The sequence below is a fragment of the Mycobacterium syngnathidarum genome (assembly GCF_001942625.1).
GTDB classification, from domain to species: domain Bacteria; phylum Actinomycetota; class Actinomycetes; order Mycobacteriales; family Mycobacteriaceae; genus Mycobacterium; species Mycobacterium syngnathidarum.
The window spans coordinates 51361-68742 of sequence record NZ_MLCL01000002.1; the positions used below are offsets into that span (position 1 = coordinate 51361).

The window sequence follows — 17382 nt, forward strand, 5'->3', positions numbered from 1 at the left end:
GTTTTACCCATTGCGGACGGTTGGGCGTGCATGAATACTCACGAATGCTGTCAGGGGCGTCACAGTGCCCTTGAAGGATGGTCCAAGTCATAAGGAGCCGGATGAACGCGCCCAACACGACCGGTCTGCGCCGCGTCGTCGCCGCCTCGATGGCAGGCACGGTGGTCGAGTGGTACGAGTTCTTCCTCTACGGAACCGCCGCCACGCTGGTCTTCAACAAGTTGTTCTTCCCGCAGGGCGGCAACGATCTGGACGCCATCATGGCCGCCTTCGGCACGTACGCCATCGGCTTCCTGGCCCGCCCGCTCGGCGGCATCGTGTTCGGTCACTACGGCGACAAGTTCGGCCGCAAGAAGTTGCTGCAGTTCAGCCTGATCCTCGTCGGCCTGGCCACGTTCTTGATGGGCTGCCTGCCGACCTACGGTCAGATCGGCTACCTGGCTCCCATGCTGCTGGTGTTCCTGCGATTCCTGCAGGGCTTCGCCGTCGGCGGCGAGTGGGGTGGCGCGGTGCTGTTGGTGGCCGAGCACAGCCCGAACCACTCGCGTGGCTTCTGGGCCAGCTGGCCACAGGCCGGCGTTCCGGTGGGCAACATGCTGGCCACTGTGGTGCTGCTGCTGCTCAACGGGCTGCTCACCGCTGACGCGTTCCTGTCCTGGGGTTGGCGCGTGGCGTTCTGGCTGTCGGCGGTGGTGGTGTTGATCGGCTACTACATCCGCACCAAGGTCACCGACGCGCCGATTTTCGTTGCGGCCCAACAGGAGGCCGAACAGATCAAAGCCAGCTCGTTCAGCGCGATCGAGGTGCTCAAGCGTTACCCGCGCGGGGTGTTCACCGCGATGGGTCTGCGGTTCGGCGAGAACATCATGTATTACCTGGTGGTCACGTTCTCGATCACCTATCTCAAGGAGCACGTGCACTCCGACACCAGCGACATCCTCTGGTGGCTGCTCATCGCGCACACGGTGCACCTGGTGGCCATCCCGACGGTCGGGGCGCTGTCGGACCGGTACGGCCGTCGCCCGGTGTACTTCGTGGGTGCCGTCGGCGCGGCCTGCTGGGGCTTCTTCGCCTACCCGATGATGGACAGTGGCCAGTACCTTCCGGTGATCGCGGCCATCACGCTGGGGCTGGTGATCCATGCCCTGATGTACGCGCCGCAGCCCGCACTGATGTCCGAGATGTTCCCGACCCGGATGCGCTATTCCGGTGTCTCCCTTGGCTATCAGGTCACCTCGATAGCCGCTGGATCACTGGCCCCGATCATCGCAGTGTGGTTGTTGAAGACCTACTCCTCCTCGGTGCCGATCGCGTTGTATCTGGCGGCAGCCGCGTTGGTGACGTTGATCGCGTTGGCGTTCACCCGCGAGACCAAGGGCGCGGACCTGGCCGAGATCGATGCCGCCGACCTGCAACGAGCCGCGGTATGAGTGATCTGGCCGGCCGCACCGCGCTGGTCACCGGGGCGGCGAGCGGGATCGGAGCGGCGTGCGCCCGCGAACTCGCGTCCCGCGGGGCCGTGGTCACGGTGGCCGACATCGATGGAGCCGGGGCCGAAGCCGTCGCCAGAGATATCGGCGGAAAGCCTTGGGCGGTCGACCTTCTCGATGTGTCGGCGCTGGAGACGCTGACGTTGGACTGCGACATCCTGGTCAACAACGCCGGGGTGCAGAGCATCCACCCGATTCAGGAGTTCCCGCCCGAGCGGTTCCGAATGCTGCTGGCGTTGATGGTCGAGGTGCCGTTTCTGTTGATCCGCGCCGCACTGCCGCACATGTACGCCCAGGGGTTCGGTCGCGTCGTCAACATCTCGTCGGTGCACGGCCTGCGCGCCTCGGAGTTCAAGTCTGGCTACGTCACCGCCAAGCATGCGCTGGAGGGTCTGTCGAAGGTGACCGCGCTGGAGGGCGGGGCCCACGGGGTGACCAGCAACTGCGTCAACCCGGGCTATGTACGGACGCCACTGGTCACCAAGCAGATCGCCGACCAGGCCCGTATCCACGGCATTCCCGAGCAGGACGTACTGACTGAGGTGCTGCTGAAGGAGAGCGCGGTCAAGCAACTGGTGGAACCGGAAGAGGTCGGCGCGTTGGTAGGTTGGCTGGCGTCGCCGGGCGCCCGGATGGTGACCGGGGCGTCGTACACGATGGATGGTGGGTGGAGCGCACGATGACGACAACTGCTCAGTGGGAGCCGACGCCGGAAGGCATCGAGGCCGCCCGGGTTACCGACTTCGCCCGGTTCGTCGAGTCGGGCCTCGGGGTCAGCGCTGCCGACTATCGGAGCTTGTGGCAGTGGTCGGTCGATGATCCGGCGGCGTTCTGGGGCGCAGTCTGGGATTACTTCGACCTGGGTGAGCGGCCGGAGCAGGTGCTCGTCGGCGATGAGATGCCGGGTGTGCAGTGGTTTCCCGGTGCCCGGCTGAACTACGTCGACCAGGTGGCCCGTCAGGCCAGGACCGATCGTCCGGCGATCCTCAACGTGGCCGAAGGCGGCGCGATCACCGAGCTGTCCTGGGCTGAATTGCTGCGCCGTACCGGTGCTTTCGCGCACACATTGCGGTCACTCGGGGTGCAGCCGGGCGATCGGGTCGTCGGCTACCTGCCCAACATCGCCGAGGCCATCATCGCGTTTCTGGCCACCGCGAGCCTCGGTGCGATCTGGAGTGCCTGCGGGCAGGACTACACCGCCAAGGCGGCCCTGGACCGGCTCGGCCAGTTGGAGCCCACCGTGTTGGTGACTGCCGACGGATACCACTTCGGCGGCAAGGCCCACGACAAGAGCGCCGACATCGCCGCGGTGCGCGACGGCCTGCCCACGCTGAAGGCCTCGGTGCTGGTGTCGCGTTTGGGGGGCGCCCGGGAGGACTGGCTGGACTGGGAGTCCGCGACGGCCGGCAGGGCCGAATTGACCACCACACTGGTCGATTTCGCCCACCCACTGTGGGTGCTGTACTCGTCGGGAACCACCGGCCTGCCCAAAGGGATCATGCACGGCCACGGCGGGGTGCTGCTCGAACACCTCAAGGCAGTGTCGCTGCAGTCGGACATCGGTCCCGACGACACGTTCTTCTGGTACACCAGCCCCAGCTGGATGATGTGGAACTTCCAGGTGGCCGGCCTGCTGGTCGGGGCTACCATCGTCTGTTACGAGGGCAGCCCCACCTATCCGACGGCCGATGCCCTGTGGCACATCGCGGCGACCGTCCATGCGACCGTGCTGGGTACCAGCCCGGGCTATGTGCTGGCCTGCGCCAAGGCCGGTGCCGTGCCCCGTGAAGAACACGACCTGTCCGCACTGAAAACCGTTGGTATCACCGGTTCTTCGCTGCCGCCGTCATCGGCGCTGTGGTTGCGCGACAACGTCGGCGAACGGGTGCAGGTGTCGTCACTCAGTGGTGGCACCGATGTGGTGTCGGCGTTCATCGGCGGTGCGCCGACCGTGCCGGTGTGGCCGGGCGAGCTGTCCACCCGTTATCTCGGGGCGGCGGTCGACGCCTGGGATGAAAGCGGCAAGCCGGTGCGCGGCGAGGTCGGCGAGCTGGTGATCACCAAGCCGTTGCCCTCGATGCCCATCGCGTTTTGGAACGACGCTGACGGATCCCGGTACCGGGCGGCCTACTTCGAGATGTTTCCGGGAGTCTGGCGGCACGGTGACTGGATCACCATCACCGACCACGACAGCATCGTCGTGCACGGCCGGTCGGACTCCACACTGAACCGCAACGGAATACGCATGGGCAGTGCCGACATCTACCAGTCGGTGGAGCGATTGCCCGAGGTCGCCGAGGCGCTGGTGATCGGGGCCGAACAGCCCGACGGCGGATACTGGATGCCGTTGTTCGTGGTGCCGGCCGAGGGCGTTGAACTCACGGACTCGGTGCGGGACAAGATCATTCAGACCATCCGCACCGAAGTGTCGCCGCGGCACGTGCCCGACGACATTCTTGTCGCGCCGGGCATACCCCACACCCGCACGGGCAAGAAGCTCGAAGTCCCGATCAAGAAGCTGTTCCAGGGGGCTGACGCGGCCAAAGTGGTCGAGCGCAGCGCCGTAGACAACCCGGATCTGCTGGACTGGTACGCCTCGCAGCGGCCAAGCCGCTGACTCTGCGCTCAGGGCGTAAAAGGGCGACGAGTGCGCAACACCCAGGCTGCAGAGTCGATCTACTGCAACCAGGAACCGATGCGGCGCAACGCCTCTTCGATGTCAGTGGTCGGCCCGGCGAACGACAGCCGCACATAGGAGTTTCCGCGCACGGTGTCGAAGTCGATGCCGGGTGCGATGGCCACACCGGTTTCGGCCAACAGCTTCGAGCACCAGGCCAATGAGTCATCCGTGTACTGGCTGACATCGGCGTACACGTAGAAAGCGCCGTCGGTCGGAGCCAGCCGGTCGATGCCGATGCCGCGCAGCCCGTCGAGCAGCAGCGTGCGGTTGTCGGCGTAATGCGACAGCAGTCCGTCGGCCTCGGCAAGGGATTCCGGGGTGAACGCGGCCACCGCGGCGTGCTGGGCCAACGCGGGCGGGCAGATGGTGAAGTTTCCGGTGAGCCGGTCCACCGCGCGCTGCAACCCGGTGGGCACCAGCAGCCAGCCCAGCCGCCATCCGGTCATCGCGAAATACTTCGAGAAGCTGTTGACCACCACGGCATTCCGCGAGGTCTCCCAGGCGCAGCTGGTTTCGGGGGCGCCGGGGTAGACCAGGCCGTGGTAGACCTCGTCGTTGATCAGCCGCACGCCCGCGGTGTCGCACCAGCGCGCGATCGCGGCCAGCTCGGCGGGCGGGATGACGGTGCCGGTCGGGTTGGCCGGGCTGGCGACGATCACGCCGGCCACCGGGGGATCCAGCGCGTCGAGCATGGCGACAGTCGGCTGGAACCGGGTCTCGGGGCCGCAGGGGATCTCGACCACCTCACAGCCCAGCGCGCTGAGGATGTTGCGGTAGCAGGGATAACCCGGGCTGGCGATCGCCACCCGGTCGCCGACGTCGAAACAGGCCAGGAAGGTCAGCAGGAATCCACCCGAGGATCCGGTGGTGAGCACCACCTCGTCGACACCGACCTCCACGCCATACTTCCGGTACGACGCGGCGATCTCGGCGCGCAGCTCAGGGAGGCCGAGCGCAACGGTGTAGCCGAGCGAGCCCTGATTCAGCGCGGCGACGGCGGCCTCCCGCACCGCCGTGGGTGCCCCGGCACTGGGCTGCCCGGCCGAGAGGTTGACCAGGTCGCCATGCGTGCGCTGGCGTTCGGCCGCGGCCAGCCACACGTCCATGACGTGAAACGGCGGAATTCCCGCTCGCAGTGCGACGTCCATCAAAGCCACGTTAGAACACCACGGCGGCGAGCCGCCTAGAAGACCTGAGCTTCGAGCCGGCGAAGATGCTCGCGCGGCGGACCGAGCAGCTGGGCACTGCCGTGGGCACGCTTGAAGTACAGCTGGATGTCGCTCTCCCAGGTGATCGCGATACCGCCGTGCAGCTGGATGGCTTCGGCGGTTACCGCGGACAGCGCCTCGCTGGCGAAGTAGCGGGCCAGCGAGGCCGACGTGGGAGACGGGTCGGTGATGGCGTCATTGACCACGGCACGGGCGGCAGACACCTTGACGTACAGGTCGGCCATCCGGTGCTTGAGCGCCTGGAAGCTGCCGATCGCGCGGCCGAACTGCACCCGGTCCTTGGTGTAGGCGACGGTGAGGTCGAGGCAGCGCGACGCGGCGCCGATCTGCTCGGCGGCCATCAGCAGGGCCGCAGTGTCGGCCAGGCCGGGGTCGGCGCCCAGGACGGTCGTGTCGCCCGGGATCAGCGCGGACAGCCGGCGGGTGAGGTCCATGGTCGATTTGGGCGTGGCGGTGAACGTGGTCCACCGGGCCAGGTTCTTGCCGTCGGTGCCGATGACGACATCGGCTACATCACCGTTGATGACGTAGTCGGCGTCAAAAGCGACCGTGCCGATGGCTGTGCCCTCGGCGAGCCCTTCGAGCGGCTCGTGGTCGCCCACGGCCAGCAGGGCGAGTTCGGCCAGGGTGGTGCCCAGCAGGGGAGTGGGTACCAGGGCCTTGCCAAGCTCTTCGAGAACCACTGCGGCATCGGCGAGTTCGCCTCCGGCCCCGCCGAGTTCCTCCGGGACCACCAGGGCGGCGGCGCCGACCTGCTCGCACAGCAGGCCCCACAGCTTCTCGTCGTAGCCGCGCTCGGATTCCATCGCGGCGCGGACCGCCTCGGGGGAGGCATGCTTGTCCACGAGCGCGGCGACGGTTTCGCGCAACAGTTGCCGTTCTTCACTCACGACAGGGCCTCCAGCAGTCGACGACGGTGTGCGTTGGGGTCGCCCCAGGCACTGCGCAACGCCTGCACGCGCAGCAGCGACAGGGACAAGTCGTGTTCCTGGGTGAACCCGATGGCGCCGTGGGTCTGCAGCGCCGAGCGGGCGGCCAGCAGCGCGGCATCGGCGGCGGCCACCTTGGCGGCGCTGACGTCGCGGGCGGTATCGGGCGAACCCTCGCCCAGTGACAGCGCCGCGCCGTACACCAGCGGGCGGGCCAACTCGACGGCGATGTGCACATCGGCGAGCTTGTGCTTGATGGCCTGGTACGAGCCGATGATCCGGCCGAACTGGGTGCGCTGCTTGGCGTATTCGACGGACTGGTCCAGCATGGCCTGGCCGGCGCCGACCAGTTGGGCGGCAGTGGCCAGGACACCGAACTCGTAGGCGCGTGCGGTATCGGCGGCCTGCGTGTCGCCGGATGCGGTGATGTCGAACAGCTTTCGGGCCGGGTCGACGGAATCGTGGGCGGCACCCGCGGTGGCATCGCCGACCTGGCCGTCGGCGGCCAGCAGCGTCAGTCCGGCGAAGTCGGCGTTGACGGCCCGTGGTGCCTGGGGCGGCATGGCGACGGTGGCGATCAGTTCACCGGAGGCCAGCGCTCCCGAACGCTCGTCGTTCGAAAGCAGAATCGGGGCAACGGCGATGGATTCGGTGACCGGGCCGGGCACCGCCCAGTAACCCAGCCGCTCCAGTGCGACCACCAGGTCGACCGGGCTGGCGTCGATGCCGTCGTACTTCTCCGGCACCAGCAGCGCCGTGACGCCGAGGTCGGTCAGCTGTGCCCACACCTTGCGGCCCGGCCCGGTGTCGCCCTCGCCCCAGGCTCGCACCGCAGCCGGGACATCGGCGGCGCTCAGTGCCGCGTCGATGCTGGCCGCGAAGTCCCGTTGCTGTTCGTCGATCTCGAAATTCACTTTGGCTTCCCTCCAGATTCGCGCGGTAGGCCAAGCAGTCTTTCCGCAATGATGTTGCGTTGGATCTCGTTGGTGCCGGCGTAGATCGGGCCGCCGAGCGCGAACAGCAGGCCTTCGGTCCAGTGATCGACCAGTTCGGCGTCGGGACCCTGCATGTCCAGTGCAGTTTGGTGCAAGGCGACGTCCAGGTCGGACCAGAACACCTTGGTCACCGAGGACTCCGCGCCCAGCTCGCCACCGTTGGCGAGCCGGGTGACGGTGCCGAAGGTGTGCAGCCGGTAGGCCTGGGCCTTGATCCAGGTGTCGGCGACTCGATCGGTGAAGACCGGATCCGGGTTGGACTTCCACTGTGCGACAAGCCGTTCCGCAGGTGCCAGGAACCGGGCCGGGCTGCGCAGCGACATGCCGCGTTCGTTGCTCGACGTGCTCATCGCCGCGCGCCAGCCTTCGTGCACAGCGCCGATCACGTCGTTGTCCGGCACGAACACGTCGTCGAGGAAGATCTCGCCGAAGCCGGTGTCCCCGCCGAGCTGGGCGATCGGGCGCACGGTGATGCCGGGAGCCTTGAGGTCGAACATGAAGTAGGTCAGACCCTTGTGGCGCTGCGCCTCCGGGTCGGAACGGAACAAGCCGAAGCCCCGCTCACCGAACGGTGCACGGGAGCTCCAGATCTTCTGCCCGTTGAGCTTCCAGCCGCCGTCGACTTTGGTGGCCGTCGAGCGCAGCGAGGCCAGGTCGCTCCCCGACTCGGGCTCGGACCAGGCTTGTGCCCAGATCTCCTCGCCGCTGGCCATTTTCGGCAGTACCCGCTGCAGTTGTTCTTCGGTGCCGTGCGCGAACAGTGTCGGCGCCAGCATCGCGGTGCCGTTGGCGCTGGCCCGCCCGGGTGCGCCGGCGTGGAAGTACTCCTCCTCGAACACCACCCACTGCAGCAGCGTGGCGTCGCGGCCGCCATACTCTTTGGGCCAGGCGATCACCGACAGGCCGGCGTCGAAAAGCACCTTGTCCCAGCGACGGTGCTGCTCGAAGCCCTCCAGGGTGTCGTACGACTTGGTCGGGAAGTGTTCCCGGTTGGCCGCCAGGAAGTCGCGGACCTCGGCCCGAAAGGCCTCGGTCTCGTCGTCGAATGTCAGGTCCATTGCACCCCTTCTCGGGTCCCTCTGCTGCGCAGCACCGGTTTGATCACCTTGCCGCCCGGGTTTCGCGGCAGCACATCCAGAAACTCAACTGATCGCGGCACCTTGAAGTTCGCCAGATGCTCGCGGGTGTGGGCTATTACGTCGGCCTCGTCGAGCGTCACGCCGGGCTTGAGCACCACATAGGCCTTGCCGACCTCGCCGAGCCGCTCGTCGGGAACGCCGATCACCGCGGATTCGACCACCCCGTCCAACCGGGCCAGCACCTGTTCGATCTCGGCCGGGTACACGTTGAACCCGCCGCAGATGAACATGTCCTTGAGACGGTCGGTGATGGTCAGGTTGCCCCGCGCGTCGAGCGTCCCGATGTCGCCGGTGTGCAGCCAGCCGCCGGCGTCGATGGCCTCCGCGGTGGCCTCGGGATCGTCGAGGTAGCCGAGCATGACGTTGGGCCCACGTAGCAGAACTTCGCCCGAATCATCCAGGCGCAGTTCGAAATCGGCGATCGGACGGCCGCACGTCGTGGCTACGGTCACCGCGTCGTCGTCGGCACTGCACATGGTGCCGAAGCCGGCGGCCTCCGTCAGGCCGTAGGCGGTCAGCACGATGTCGATGTCGAGCTCGGATTGCATCCGCTCGATCAGGACCACCGGGACGACGGCGGCACCGGTCACCGAGAAGCGCAGTGAAGACAGGTCGTAGTCGGCGCGCCCGGGATGATCCACGAGGGTCTGGAAGATGGTCGGCGGCCCGGGGAGCACGGTGATGCGCTGTTCGGCAATGGTTTTCAGCACCTGCTCGGGTTTGAACGTGAGCACCGGGTACAGCGTGGCGCCAGTCTGCAGGCAGGCCAGGATGCCGGCCTTGTAGCCGAAGTTGTGGAAGAACGGGTTGATGCACAGGTAGCGGTCGGCGCTCGTGACCTGGCCGCACTGGGCCCAGGCCGCCGATCCGTCGAGGGACTGGCGGTGCGCGCACCGCACGCCCTTGCTGCGTCCGGTGGTGCCGGAGGTGAAGAGGATGTCGGAGACGTCGTCGGGCTGTACCGCCGCGGCGCGCGCGTCGACAGCCTCCAGGTCGGTCCCCCGGGCGACGAACTCGTCCCACGTTCCATCGTCATTTTCGATGGGCACCCGCACGATGTCGCGCAGGGCGGGCAGTGCGTCGCGGTCCAGTTCGGCCGCGCGATCCGAGCCCAGGAACTCGCCCGCGGCGATCAGCAGCGGGGCCTCGGTGCGGGCCAGGATGTCGGTGGCCTCGCTGGCCGTGTAGCGGGTGTTCAGCGGCACCATCTCGGCACCGGCGTAGTGGGTGGCCAGGCAGGCCACCACCCAGTGCCAGGTGTTCGGCGACCAGATCGCCACCCGGTCGCCGGGTTGGACGCCGAGAGCGATCATCGCCGCCGCGGCTTGGCGTACGTGCGCGCGCAGCTCCGAATAGGTCAGCCTCTGGACTCCGGCTGAATTGCCGGCTTCGCCGGCGGTCACCAGGGCCTCATGGTCGGAATACTCCACGGCAACCCGGTCCAGCACCGCTGGCACGGTGCGGCGATCGCTCGTCATCGATGCTCCCTTAACAAAGCAAGTGCTTGGTAGGTTAGCCTACAGGGGTGATAGAGGTCCAGGAGTTCCGGGCCGAGGTCCGGCAGTGGCTCGCAGACAATCTCGTTGGCGAATTCGCAGCGCTCAAGGGCCTGGGTGGACCGGGGCGTGAACACGAAGCCTTCGAAGAGCGACGGGCGTGGAATCAGCATCTGGCCGCGGCGGGACTCACCTGCCTCGGCTGGCCGGTGGAACACGGCGGCCGCGGGCTGTCGGTCGCGCATCGCGTCGCCTTCTATGAGGAGTACGCCCGCGCGAACGCGCCCGACAAGGTCAACCACCTGGGCGAGGAGCTACTCGGGCCGACGCTCATCGAGTACGGCACCCCCGAACAGCAGCAGCGGTTCCTGCCCAAGATCCTCGACGTCACCGAGCTGTGGAGCCAGGGCTACTCCGAGCCCAATGCCGGCAGCGACCTGGCCAATGTGGCGACGACGGCCGAGCTGGTCGGCGACGAATGGGTCATTAATGGGCAGAAGGTCTGGACGTCGCTGGCCCACTGGGCGCAGTGGTGCTTCGTGGTGGCCCGCACCGAGAAAGGCTCCAAGCGGCACGCCGGGCTGTCCTATCTCCTGGTGCCGCTGGATCAGCCGGGCGTCGAGGTTCGCCCGATCATCCAGCTGACCGGGGACTCCGAGTTCAACGAGGTGTTCTTCGACGATGCCCGTACCGAGGCGTCGCTGGTGGTCGGCCAGCCCGGCGACGGCTGGCGCGTGGCGATGGGCACGCTGACCTTCGAGCGCGGGGTGTCCACGCTGGGTCAGCAGATCCGCTACGCCCGTGAGCACTCCAACCTGGTCGAGCTGGCCAAGCGCACCGGCGCGGCCGACGATCCGCTGATCCGCCAAAAGCTGACCGAGTCCTGGACCGGCCTGCAGGCCATGCGCTCCTACGCCCTGGCCACCATGGACGTGGAACAACCCGGCCAGGACAACGTATCGAAGCTGTTGTGGGCCAACTGGCACCGCGAGCTCGGCGAAATCGCCATGGACGTGCAGGGCACAGCCGGGCTGACGCTGGAAGACGGCGAGTTCGACGAGTGGCAGCGCCTGTACCTGTTCTCGCGTTCGGACACCATCTACGGCGGGTCCAACGAAATTCAGCGCAACATCATCGCCGAGCGGGTGCTCGGTCTACCCCGAGAGGCAAAGGGCTGATGGATCTTTCAGTTGCTCCGAACGAGGTTGAGGGACACGGCCTGCTGAAGGGCAAGGTAGTCCTGGTGACCGCCGCCGCCGGAACCGGCATCGGCTCGTCCACCGCACGCCGCGCCCTGCTCGAGGGTGCCGACGTCGTGGTGTCCGACTACCACGAGCGGCGCCTGAACGAGACCCGCGACCAGCTGGCCGAGCTCGGCCTGGGCCGGGTCGAGGCCGTGGTCTGCGACGTCACCTCCACTGAGGCGGTCGACGCGCTCATCGCCCGGTCGGTCGAGAAGATGGGCCGCCTGGACGTTCTGGTGAACAACGCCGGCCTGGGTGGCGAGACGCCGCTGGTCGACATGACCGACGACGAATGGGACCGCGTCCTCAACGTCACGCTGAACTCGGTCATGCGGGCCACCCGCGCCGCCCTGCGGTACTTCCGCGACGTCGAGCACGGCGGGGTGATCGTGAACAACGCCAGTGTTCTCGGCTGGCGCGCGCAGCACTCGCAGTCGCACTACGCCGCCGCCAAGGCCGGTGTGATGGCGCTGACCCGGTGCAGCGCAATCGAAGCCGTCGAGTTCGGGGTGCGAATCAACGCTGTGTCGCCGAGCATCGCGCGGCACAAGTTCCTGGAGCGCTCGGCCGATGCTGCGCTGCTGGACCGGCTGTCCTCGGATGAGGCGTTCGGCCGCGCGGCCGAGCCGTGGGAGATCGCCACCACGATCGCCTACCTGGCCAGCGACTACTCGAGCTACCTGACCGGCGAGGTCATCTCGGTTTCGAGTCAGCGGGCCTGAGGCCACACGAGTCACAGTTTCGGGTGGCATGTCTGACATGCCCGCCTGTTAGCGACAATCGAGCGACAATCGCCTCACTGGCAACACCTGCGCCGCCCGACGCATTGTCGCTGGTCACTTTCAGCTGTCCAGTACCGTGGGTCACATCAGCCTCAGTGGTTCAGTGCCCACTTACCAGCGACTCTGTCGCGCGTAGGTGGGCAGCCTGAAATCTGTTGCACACGCGACTGATTGGGCCTGAGTGACGCATGTATCGATCGTGCCTGCGACGGAAGTTGTCGATGCGACCTATGTGGCGACTGTCGCTGAGTTGTCGCTCGTAGGCGGGCACTTCGGCACCCGGCCGCGAAGCCGGTGCCATTGAGGCGGGTGTGACTCTTGTGCTCGAGCCCAAGTTGCGTGCAAGCGAAGCCGGGCTCCCTCTGATGGCGGCCGGGGCGGCAACCGTCGTTCTCATCGCGGCCGCATCGAGCCCGAACGTGACCTAGCAAGCGCTTGGTTGCTATGCTGTGTCGATGGAGCCGGAGACCGCCGCCCAGCCGGCAAGCAGACGCGACGAGCTTCTCGATCTTGCCGCGAGGATGTTTGCCGAACGCGGCCTGAAGGCGACGACGGTCCGCGACATCGCCGACTCTGCTGGAATCCTCTCGGGCAGCCTGTACCACCACTTCAAGTCCAAAGAGCAGATGGTCGAGGAAGTGCTCAAGGACTTCCTGGACTGGCTGTTCGCGCGCTACCAGGAGATCCTCGACCGCGAGACCACGCCGTTGGGCCGGTTGACCGGACTGTTCATGACGTCGTTCGAGGCGATCGAGCACCGGCATGCGCAGGTCGTCATCTACCAGGACGAGGCCAAGCGGCTCTCGTCGATCCCTCAGTTCGGCTTCGTCGACGAGCGCAACCGCGAACAGCGCAAGATGTGGGTGGACATCCTGCAGCAGGGGATCTCCGACGGCTCGTTCCGGCAGGACATCGACGTCGACCTGGTGTACCGGTTCATTCGCGACACCACCTGGGTTTCGGTCCGCTGGTATCAACCGGGCGGACCGCTTTCGGCCGAAGAGGTCGGCCGGCAATACCTCGCCATCGTCCTCGGCGGAATCACCGCCGGGAACGCCACTGTCAAAGGAGACCAGTAATGCCTGAGGCATACATCGTCGACGCGGTGCGCACGCCGGTCGGAAAGAAGAACGGCTCGCTGGCCGAGGTGCATCCGATCGATCTCGGGGTGCACGCGTTCCGCGCCATCTTCGACCGCAACGATGTCGACCCGGGTGCGGTTGACGACGTGATCGTCGGTTGCGTCGACGCGATCGGTGGCCAGGCCGGAAACATCGGTCGGCTGACCTGGCTGGCCGCCGGCTATCCCGAAGCCGTCCCCGGGGTCACCGTCGACCGGCAGTGCGGCTCCAGCCAGCAGGCCATCTCCTTCGGCGCCCAGGCCATCATGTCCGGCACCGCCGACCTGATCCTCGCCGGCGGTATGCAGAACATGAGCTGGATCCCGATCTCCTCGGCCATGGTGGTCGGCAAGGAGTTCGGATTCACCTCGCCCACAAACGAATCCAAGAACTGGCTGCACCGCTACGGCGATCAGGAGATCTCTCAGTTCCGTGGCTCGGAGCTGATCGCCGAGAAGTGGGACATCTCCCGTGCGGAGATGGAGGAGTTCGCCTACAACAGCCACCAGCGGGCGTTCGCGGCGATCCGCAACGGGCACTTCGACAACGAGATCGTTCCGGTGGGTGACTTCGGTGTCGACGAGGGACCACGTGAGTCGACGCTGGAGAAGCTGGCCTCGCTCAAGCCCTTGGTCGAGGGTGGTCGCCTGACTGCCGCGCTGGCCAGCCAGATCTCTGACGGCGCGGCGGCGGTGCTGCTGGCTTCGGAGGAAGCGGTCAACAAGTACAACCTGAAGCCCCGCGCCCGCATCCACCACATCAGCGCCCGCGGCGACGACCCGGTGATGATGCTGACCGGCCCGATCCCGGCCACCCAGTACGCGCTGGAGAAGACCGGCCTGACGATCGACGACATCGACACCGTCGAGATCAACGAAGCCTTCGCACCGGTGGTGCTGGCCTGGCTCAAGGAGACCAAGGCCGATCCGGCCAAGGTCAACCCGAGCGGCGGCGCCATCGCACTGGGTCACCCGCTGGGTGCCACCGGAGCCAAGCTCTTCACGACCATGCTCAACACCCTCGAGCGCACCGGCGGCCGCTACGGCCTGCAGACCATGTGTGAGGGCGGCGGCACCGCCAACGTCACGATCATCGAGCGCCTCTAGATTTCCCGCGAGACTTCCTCCCTCGAGCAGACACAGAACTGCCCCTTTTCACGCGAAAATCGGCAGTTCTGTGTCTGCTTACCGGGTTACGTCACACCCAACGGCTGCGTGGAGGCGGCGCTTGCGGTGTCACCCACGCCTTCGCGTAGCGGTTTTTCCCGGTCTTCTGCGGGTCGCGGCTGCGGTAGATCACAAACGGGCGTACCAGATAGCCGATCGGTGCGCTGAACATGTGCACCAGCCGGGTGTAGGGCCACACCCCGAGCAGGGCGAGCACGATCAGTACATGCGCCTGAAAAGTCCACGGCGATTCGGCCATCAGCTGTGGCGCCGGATGCAGGGTGAACAAGCTGCGGAACCACGGCGACACCGTCTCGCGGTAGTTGTACGTGGAGAACACGTTGGTGAGGGTGTTCAGCATCCCGGTCGCCAGCGCCCCGACCAGAAGCAGGTACATCACCTTGTCGTTGAGTGTGGTCGCTGTTCGCACCTCGGGTACGGTGACCCGGCGGTAGAGCAGGATGGCTATCCCGGCGATGACGGCGATGCCGGCCAGTGACCCCATGCTCACCGACATCAGGTGGTAGACGTGTTCGGAGACGCCCACGGCCGAGGTCCACGACTGCGGAATCAGCAGGCCCACGACGTGTCCGGCCAGCACACCCAGGATGCCGAAATGGAACAGCGGGCTGCCCAATCGCAGCAGCCGGCTTTCGTAGATCTGGGAAGACCTTGTGGTCCAACCGAACTGATCCGCCCGGTAGCGCCAGATGTGCCCAAGGACGAACGACGTGAAGGCGATGTAGGGCAGGGTCATCCACAGCACGTTGCTCATTGGCATTCTCTCTTCGCGCAAGCGCTCATCGGCGAGTTCCTCCCGAAGCCATCGGATCCAACGCGAACGGATCGAGACCGACATCCTCATCGGGCGGCCCCTCGGCGGCGAGCTGCGCGATGCGGCGGCGGTCAGCACTGTTGACCGGGGGCAACGTGACCAGGATCGCGGCCAACAGGCCGGTGTAGTAGGAACCGTTGTCCTCCAGGGACAGCCGAAGTAGTTCGAGCACCGGGACATGTTCGGCCAGCAAGCGTTCGCCTTGGGCATGATCGACGGTCGCCGCGAACTCGAGCACCATGGGCAGGTAGTCCGGCAGTTCCGAATTGCCCAGGTCCCCGTCGGCGATCCCGGCCTGACGGTAGGCGTGCTTGAACCGCAGCAGTGCCATTCCGCGTTTGCGAGTGTCGCCGTATGCGTAGTAGGTGAGGTGCAGGCTGCTGCGCCGTTGCATGTCGAACGTCTCGACGTAGTTCGACGCACGCCGCATCGGGTCCGTCTCGCCGAACCGGTTCAGGAACTCCGCCAGCGGCGCACGTGCCGCGTCCGGCAGTTCCGCGGTGGCAGCGCCAAGTTGGTCTACGAGGCCGGCCGTCTCGGCTGTCGGATAGTCGAGCAGCAGCGCGGTCATACGCCACACCAGTCGCTGCTGGCGTTCGGACAGGGCAGATCCCGTTCCGGTTCTGCGGCCGCGGGTGAGTAACTTCATGTGGTCGGCAACAACCCGTCTGTGCTCCGGCCGTCCCAGTTGAGCAGGTTGACCCGGGACGGATCGCCCTGCGGGACAGCATCGTTGGTGTGGGTCAGATGGAACTTGTCCACCATGGTGTCGAACGCGGTCATCCCCGGCCCGCCGTCACCATCCAGGCTGCAACCGGTGGCCAGTGCGTCGAGGCGGTGGGCGTCGGACCCGGCCCCGGTGGGGATGACGTAGCGATCCTGGTATTTGGCGATCGCCAGCAGCCGGTACATCGACTCGATCTCGCTGCCGCTCAAGCGCACTGATTCCGGGATGGTCTCGTCGAACTCCTCACCGAGGTTCGCCGCCCGCATGTAGGCGCGCATGGCCGCCAGTCGTTGCAGCGCCGCCCGGACCGGGCCGACCTCACCGGCGGTGAACAATTCGGCGAGGTACTCGACCGGGATGCGCAGCGTGTCGATCGCGCCGAACAGGTTGTTCTTGTTCTCGCCGTCGTGACCGGTCTCCTTGAGGATGTCCACCACCGGAGACAGGGGTGGCACGTACCAGACCATCGGCATGGTCCGGTATTCCGGATGCAGCGGCAGCGCCACCTGGTAGTCGACGATCAGCCGGTACACCGGCGAATTCTGTGCCGCCTCAATCCATTCCGGGGAGATACCGGCCCGTTCGGCTTCGGCGACGACGCGCGGATCGTGGGGGTTGAGGAACACCCCGAGCTGTGACGGGTAGAGGTCCTTGTCGTCTTTGACCGAGGCCGCCTCCAGCACCGCATCGGCGTCGTAGAGCATCACACCGATGTAGCGGAGCCGCCCGACGCAGGTCTCCGAACACACCGTGGGGATGCCGACCTCGACGCGCGGGTAACAGAACGTGCATTTCTCGGCCTTGCCGGTCTTGTGGTTGAAGTAGATCTTCTTGTAGGGGCATCCGGTGACGCACTGCCGCCACCCTCTGCACTTGTCCTGGTCGACCAGCACGATGCCGTCTTCGGAGCGCTTGTAGATCGCGCCCGACGGGCACGCGGCGGCGCAGGCCGGGTTGAGACAGTGCTCGCAGATGCGCGGCAGGTAGAACATGAATGTCTGCTCGAACTCGAGCTTGACCTTGTCCGAGATTTCAGCCACTTTGGCCAGCACCGGATCCCGGCCGACCTGCTCCGGACCGCCACCCAGGTCGTCGTCCCAGTTGGCGCCCCAGGTCACCTTGGTGTCCCGCCCGGTGATCAAGGACTTGGGCCGCGCCACCGGAGTGGTGTCCATGGCCGGCGCCGACAGCAGGTTCTCGTAGTCGTAGGTCCACGGGTCGTAGTAGTCCGACACCGTGGGCAGGTCCGGGTTGGCGAAGATGTTGAGCAACCGCTTGAAGCGAGAGCCGGACTTGAGGGTGAGCTTGCCGCGCTTGTTCAGCGTCCAGCCGCCCTTCCACTTCTCCTGATCCTGGTACTGCCGTGGGTACCCTTGTCCGGGACGGGTTTCCACGTTGTTGAACCACACGTATTCCACACCGCTGCGGTTGGTCCAGGCCTGCTTGCAGGTGACGCTGCAGGTGTGGCAGCCGATGCACTTGTCGAGGTTCATCACCATCGCGAGCTGCGCCATTATCCTCATTGGTCCACTCCGCAAGCTTCTTGTCC

Annotated in this window: 15 protein-coding genes; 7 read left to right on the forward strand and 8 right to left on the reverse strand. The window is 66.4% G+C overall.

Annotated elements, in window-relative coordinates; translation table 11 throughout:
• Positions 1-101 precede the first annotated feature (101 nt).
• The 3 genes from BKG60_RS01440 to BKG60_RS01450 are packed head-to-tail and all read left to right on the forward strand — an operon-like array spanning position 102 to position 4107.
• Entirely contained in the window at positions 102-1430 is a 1329-nt protein-coding gene (locus BKG60_RS01440; protein WP_075909041.1) for an MFS transporter, read from the forward strand.
• Positions 1427-2173, forward strand: coding sequence for a 3-hydroxybutyrate dehydrogenase (locus BKG60_RS01445; RefSeq protein ID WP_075909042.1), 747 nt, complete (start codon positions 1427-1429; stop codon positions 2171-2173). The genes BKG60_RS01440 and BKG60_RS01445 overlap by 4 nt, the downstream gene beginning before the upstream one ends.
• Positions 2170-4107, forward strand: coding sequence for an acetoacetate--CoA ligase (locus BKG60_RS01450; RefSeq protein ID WP_075909056.1), 1938 nt, complete (start codon positions 2170-2172; stop codon positions 4105-4107). Before BKG60_RS01445 ends, BKG60_RS01450 begins: the two co-directional genes overlap by 4 nt.
• A 59-nt stretch (positions 4108-4166) precedes the next feature.
• Here the strand turns inward: BKG60_RS01450 and BKG60_RS01455 are convergent, their stop codons facing one another.
• The 5 genes from BKG60_RS01455 to fadD3 are packed head-to-tail and all read right to left on the reverse strand — an operon-like array spanning position 4167 to position 9940.
• The gene (locus BKG60_RS01455) at positions 4167-5318 is read right to left on the reverse strand and encodes a pyridoxal phosphate-dependent aminotransferase (RefSeq protein ID WP_075909043.1); all 1152 of its coding nucleotides are present in this window, start codon (positions 5316-5318) and stop codon (positions 4167-4169) included.
• Between the two features lie 35 nt (positions 5319-5353).
• On the reverse strand, positions 5354-6289 hold the full coding sequence (gene ipdE2 / locus BKG60_RS01460; protein ID WP_075909044.1) for an acyl-CoA dehydrogenase IpdE2: 936 nt from the start codon (positions 6287-6289) through the stop codon (positions 5354-5356).
• Positions 6286-7242, reverse strand: a complete 957-nt coding sequence (locus tag BKG60_RS01465; RefSeq protein ID WP_075909045.1) for an acyl-CoA dehydrogenase family protein — start codon at positions 7240-7242, stop codon at positions 6286-6288. The genes ipdE2 and BKG60_RS01465 overlap by 4 nt, the downstream gene beginning before the upstream one ends.
• A complete protein-coding gene (locus tag BKG60_RS01470) occupies positions 7239-8381 on the reverse strand; it encodes an acyl-CoA dehydrogenase family protein (protein WP_075909046.1) in 1143 nt (380 codons plus the stop codon). Before BKG60_RS01470 ends, BKG60_RS01465 begins: the two co-directional genes overlap by 4 nt.
• Complete coding sequence (fadD3, locus tag BKG60_RS01475; RefSeq protein WP_075909047.1) at positions 8372-9940, reverse strand: 3-((3aS,4S,7aS)-7a-methyl-1,5-dioxo-octahydro-1H-inden-4-yl)propanoate--CoA ligase FadD3; 1569 nt, start codon at positions 9938-9940, stop codon at positions 8372-8374. Before fadD3 ends, BKG60_RS01470 begins: the two co-directional genes overlap by 10 nt.
• A 47-nt stretch (positions 9941-9987) precedes the next feature.
• Between fadD3 and ipdE1 the strand changes: the two genes are divergently transcribed.
• From ipdE1 to fadA6, 4 genes are all read left to right on the forward strand, one after another.
• Positions 9988-11136 (forward strand): acyl-CoA dehydrogenase IpdE1, encoded by a 1149-nt coding sequence (gene ipdE1, locus BKG60_RS01480; RefSeq protein ID WP_070187817.1) that lies wholly within the window; start codon positions 9988-9990, stop codon positions 11134-11136.
• On the forward strand, positions 11136-11924 hold the full coding sequence (gene ipdF / locus BKG60_RS01485; RefSeq protein WP_120764791.1) for a (5R,7aS)-5-hydroxy-7a-methyl-1-oxo-2,3,5,6,7,7a-hexahydro-1H-indene-carboxyl-CoA reductase: 789 nt from the start codon (positions 11136-11138) through the stop codon (positions 11922-11924). The genes ipdE1 and ipdF overlap by 1 nt, the downstream gene beginning before the upstream one ends.
• A gap of 515 nt (positions 11925-12439) precedes the next feature.
• Positions 12440-13063, forward strand: coding sequence for a TetR family transcriptional regulator KstR2 (kstR2, locus tag BKG60_RS01490; RefSeq protein ID WP_070946710.1), 624 nt, complete (start codon positions 12440-12442; stop codon positions 13061-13063).
• Complete coding sequence (fadA6, locus tag BKG60_RS01495; RefSeq protein WP_070946711.1) at positions 13063-14211, forward strand: steroid 3-ketoacyl-CoA thiolase FadA6; 1149 nt, start codon at positions 13063-13065, stop codon at positions 14209-14211. Before kstR2 ends, fadA6 begins: the two co-directional genes overlap by 1 nt.
• 91 nt (positions 14212-14302) lie before the next feature.
• On the opposite strand, the gene narI is transcribed toward fadA6, so the two are convergent.
• The 3 genes from narI to narH are packed head-to-tail and all read right to left on the reverse strand — an operon-like array spanning position 14303 to position 17347.
• The gene (narI, locus tag BKG60_RS01500; protein WP_075909048.1) at positions 14303-15046 is read right to left on the reverse strand and encodes a respiratory nitrate reductase subunit gamma; all 744 of its coding nucleotides are present in this window, start codon (positions 15044-15046) and stop codon (positions 14303-14305) included.
• Positions 15047-15071: 25 nt separating this feature from the next.
• Positions 15072-15755, reverse strand: a complete 684-nt coding sequence (gene narJ, locus BKG60_RS01505; protein ID WP_075909049.1) for a nitrate reductase molybdenum cofactor assembly chaperone — start codon at positions 15753-15755, stop codon at positions 15072-15074.
• The gene (gene narH / locus BKG60_RS01510) at positions 15752-17347 is read right to left on the reverse strand and encodes a nitrate reductase subunit beta (protein ID WP_083650192.1); all 1596 of its coding nucleotides are present in this window, start codon (positions 17345-17347) and stop codon (positions 15752-15754) included. The genes narJ and narH overlap by 4 nt, the downstream gene beginning before the upstream one ends.
• Positions 17348-17382 lie beyond the last annotated feature (35 nt).

Bases quoted from the DNA above. Each gene is read 5' to 3' on its own strand.
- fadA6 (WP_070946711.1), top strand. From the start codon at position 13,063: ATGCCTGAGGCATACATCGTCGACGCGGTGCGCACGCCGGTCGGAAAG.
- BKG60_RS01455 (WP_075909043.1), bottom strand. From the start codon at position 5,318: ATGGACGTCGCACTGCGAGCGGGAATTCCGCCGTTTCACGTCATGGAC.
- BKG60_RS01440 (WP_075909041.1), top strand. From the start codon at position 102: ATGAACGCGCCCAACACGACCGGTCTGCGCCGCGTCGTCGCCGCCTCG.
- fadD3 (WP_075909047.1), bottom strand. From the start codon at position 9,940: ATGACGAGCGATCGCCGCACCGTGCCAGCGGTGCTGGACCGGGTTGCC.
- BKG60_RS01450 (WP_075909056.1), top strand. From the start codon at position 2,170: ATGACGACAACTGCTCAGTGGGAGCCGACGCCGGAAGGCATCGAGGCC.
- narI (WP_075909048.1), bottom strand. From the start codon at position 15,046: ATGAGCAACGTGCTGTGGATGACCCTGCCCTACATCGCCTTCACGTCG.
- narJ (WP_075909049.1), bottom strand. From the start codon at position 15,755: ATGAAGTTACTCACCCGCGGCCGCAGAACCGGAACGGGATCTGCCCTG.
- BKG60_RS01470 (WP_075909046.1), bottom strand. From the start codon at position 8,381: ATGGACCTGACATTCGACGACGAGACCGAGGCCTTTCGGGCCGAGGTC.
- ipdF (WP_120764791.1), top strand. From the start codon at position 11,136: ATGGATCTTTCAGTTGCTCCGAACGAGGTTGAGGGACACGGCCTGCTG.
- narH (WP_083650192.1), bottom strand. From the start codon at position 17,347: ATGGCGCAGCTCGCGATGGTGATGAACCTCGACAAGTGCATCGGCTGC.
- BKG60_RS01445 (WP_075909042.1), top strand. From the start codon at position 1,427: ATGAGTGATCTGGCCGGCCGCACCGCGCTGGTCACCGGGGCGGCGAGC.
- kstR2 (WP_070946710.1), top strand. From the start codon at position 12,440: ATGGAGCCGGAGACCGCCGCCCAGCCGGCAAGCAGACGCGACGAGCTT.